The organism is Bartonella sp. MM73XJBT, from assembly GCF_028618465.1.
Lineage (GTDB): Bacteria > Pseudomonadota > Alphaproteobacteria > Rhizobiales > Rhizobiaceae > Bartonella.
The window spans coordinates 1-3,329 of the sequence record NZ_JAQISY010000072.1 but is presented as its reverse complement, the minus strand read 5'-3'; the positions used below and the strand labels follow the sequence as shown (position 1 = coordinate 3,329).

Below are 3,329 nucleotides of genomic sequence, written 5' to 3'. Positions count from 1 at the left end.
ACAACACTGTATCTCTTGTTGTATTTTAAAGCCTCTTCAGCAGAAACCCCAGCTGGTATCCCAACCGGTAAAATGATATAGCCTCTTTTCTTGCCCTTGGCACGGCGCATGATACGCCCCACCGCCTGTATCACGTCTACTTGGCTTTTGCGCGGGTGTAAAAACATAATGGCATCAAGAGCAGGAACATCAACACCCTCAGAAAGACATCTTACATTGGTAAGCACACGACAAGTATTTTCCCCCGCATCTTCCTTTAACCAATCAAGGGCTTCATTGCGTTTCTTGGCACTTTGTGTTCCATCAATATGCGCAAAGGTACACTGAAGAGGCGGTGTCTCTTTATAGAGCTTATGAAGATTATACAATTCTTTCTGCATTTCTGCAGAATTGAATGTGTCACGGATACGTTCAGAGGTCTTGATATCTTTACAAAAAGCCAAAGCCCGCCGCATGGGATTGGAGTCATCACTCAAATCAACTTTCAGATCTATTTTGCTAAGAGCTTGATAACAGCCTATGATCTTGGTTTTATCATCAAGGGTAAGTTCATAATTCTCATCGGTCATCAGATGTTGAATGGATTGACTGACTTCCTCTTCATTAACGCCTAAGACAATAATCTTATAAGGAACTAAGAGTTCATTCTTCACGGCTTTAGAGAATGTGTAGGTATAAAGCTCTTTTCCATAGAGCGCTTCATCATCCATAGACGCCAAAATGCCATTCATCTCATGGGCTTGTCTTTTAGCACTATCAGCAAAGATTTTTGGCGTTGCTGTCATATACAGACGTTTTTTACCCCGAATAATGCTGTTATCATGAACTTTGATAAATTCAGATTCATGCTTGTCTGTTCCCAATACAACCCCAGTTGTTCTATGGGCTTCATCGCAAATGATCAGATCAAATTCGGGTAAATCATAGTCTTTTTGTGCATCGGAAATCACTTGAATGGAATGGTAAGTTGAAAAGACCACAGTCATCACATCAAGAGAGGTCTTATTGGCTTTACGGGCAAGTTCTTTTGCATCCGTGGTCGCCGGCAAGACAAGATCAGAAGCATCTAGACCAGCTTCATCATCCTGTTTCCCTTTACGACGCTTGCCTACTTGTGTATCCGAACACACGGCAAAGGAACGCAAGGGTATCTCTGTATCTGCTGTCCATTCTCTTATTGTTTGTGACATCAAAGCAAGGGAGGGTACCAAAAATAATACACGCTTGCCTTTTCCTGCAATGGTCTCTGCTATTTTAAGACTGGTGAAAGTCTTGCCCGTTCCACATGCCATAATAAGCTTGCCACGGTCTGCTTCTTGTAACCCTTCACAAACTCTTTCAAGCGCTTCTATCTGATGATCTAAAAGCTTTTTTTTCGGTTGCTCTTTAAGGACAGCTTGTCCTCGTTCTTTATAAGCCCCCCAATCGATTTGACTGTTTTCTAAATCAAACAGATTAATCTGTTGAATACGAACCTCTTGACCATCACAAGTGTTGTGAGCATTATCACTCCAATTGCTTTCGGTGCTATCAACCAGAATACGACGGGTGAATATTTTCTTCCCAGAGACAGCGATAAAGCTATCAATATCTTCTTTTTTAATGATGTGAGAAGCATCATAGCATTTACATTGAATAGCCGCATATCCTCCTTGATCACGGATTGTAGCGACCAGATCAATGCCAATATCACGCCCATCTTCATCATGTTCCTCAGCCCATTCCGAATAAGTTTGAACCTTTTCGTATTCTTGCTTTTGTAAAGGGTCTTGCATGAGATAAGCCATGACAAGGTTTTCAAACAGCGTTCCCAATTCACGGGGTGATTTTGCTTGTTGACGGTAGAATTCTAAGAGAGAGCGTAGCGTGATTTGTTCATGATCAGACTTAAGAGATTGCAGCATATTATAACAGAGCTCCATTTTGATATGAGAGGGTTAATTCTTTTCAAAAGAATCGAAATGAAGCTTATTAAATCCATTTTGAACGAATTGAGAAAAAATGCAGAAAAGTGCGAAAAAACGGATAAATTTTTTCAAAAGGGGTTTAAAAGGCTATTTATCCACAGCCTATGACGTAAGTCAGATCAACAACAGAATAGTGAAATTTGCTCTTTATTTCATATATCATTCAAGACAAATGCACTATGTGTTAAAAAACATCAGAATGATTATTTTGATAGGTTTTATGCGTCATTGAAATGAACACTTTTGTCAGTTCAATTTACTGACAGATAACTGACAAATATATATTATTGATTGAATTTATGGGTTGTGTCTTAATAAGGGTTGTACCATTAAAATACTAACATATTGAAATATAATGTTTTTAATTTTTTACCATTTAAAAAAAATGCTATAGGGGCTAGAATGAACTGACTAAACTGACAAAACTCTTTTTACAAAGCCACTCAGATCATTTGCTTTTGGAGAAAAGTTCCTTGATGAGAATACCATAAAAAGAGTTTTGCGTGGTTGTCTTAAGACTTCAAAAGAGTTTTTTTATTGTTCTGGTGTTTTTAACCAAAGGATGCCACTCATAGCGTCTATCAGGACGCCGACCTAATTCATTCCCCTCTATAGGAAATTCACGAATATAGTTACAACGGCATAAAAGCTCTAAAGCTTGCTTAACGGTTTGATTGTCTTTTAAAGACCTCCAACACCGTCTATAGATATCTCTTGCTGTAAAAACATCGGGTAAATGATCAGAGCGTTCAACAATCAATTTTGCACGCTCTGCTGTTAATGTATCCCCCGCCGCATAAAGTCTTTTGACATGACTTAACAAATATTTTTCCCATCGCAAGGCTGTTGTAATGGCATAGAGTCCAATTTCAAAACGACCACTATCAAGAAGTTCAAAAATCAACGCAAGACTTGCTATGGTCTTTGGCATTTTCAAAACATGCGATTGTAAGCTTTCTGAGAAATGACCCCCTTTTGCCTCTCTATGAAGATTTTCTAGCCATACATAAAATTTCTCTTGTGCTTTTGGCATAAAACGCATGATCAGCGGGTGTTCTGGAGAACCTAATCGTCTATCACGAAAAGAGCGAAAAACACCTTCATACTTTTGCCAGCCCTCTTGATTGGGCGGTCTGTCAACCAATTTCCACTCTTGATTTTCATCGGGCCACACAATCATTTGAAACCGTTGCAATAAACCGTCATCGTTTATTCCACGGTGTATGGCTTGAATAATGGGAATAATTCGTGAAGGTTGAATGCCTCCAATGATTGATAAAGTTACATGGGGGATAAAAATGGTTCCACGTTCGATACGATCATAGGTAAATTGATCATCTCCATTAAAAGCTGTGAGATAAA

General features: G+C 39.0%; 2 protein-coding genes. Both read right to left on the bottom strand.

Annotated features, from left to right (window positions below; all coding sequences use genetic code 11):
- Positions 1–1,904, bottom strand: a 1,904-nt coding sequence (locus PVV69_RS09440; RefSeq protein ID WP_273757300.1) for a DEAD/DEAH box helicase family protein, incomplete at its 3' end; no start/stop codon positions are given.
- Between the two features lie 583 nt (positions 1,905–2,487).
- Positions 2,488–3,329: DUF3987 domain-containing protein (locus PVV69_RS09435; protein ID WP_273757299.1), on the bottom strand; the 842-nt coding region annotated here is incomplete at its 5' end.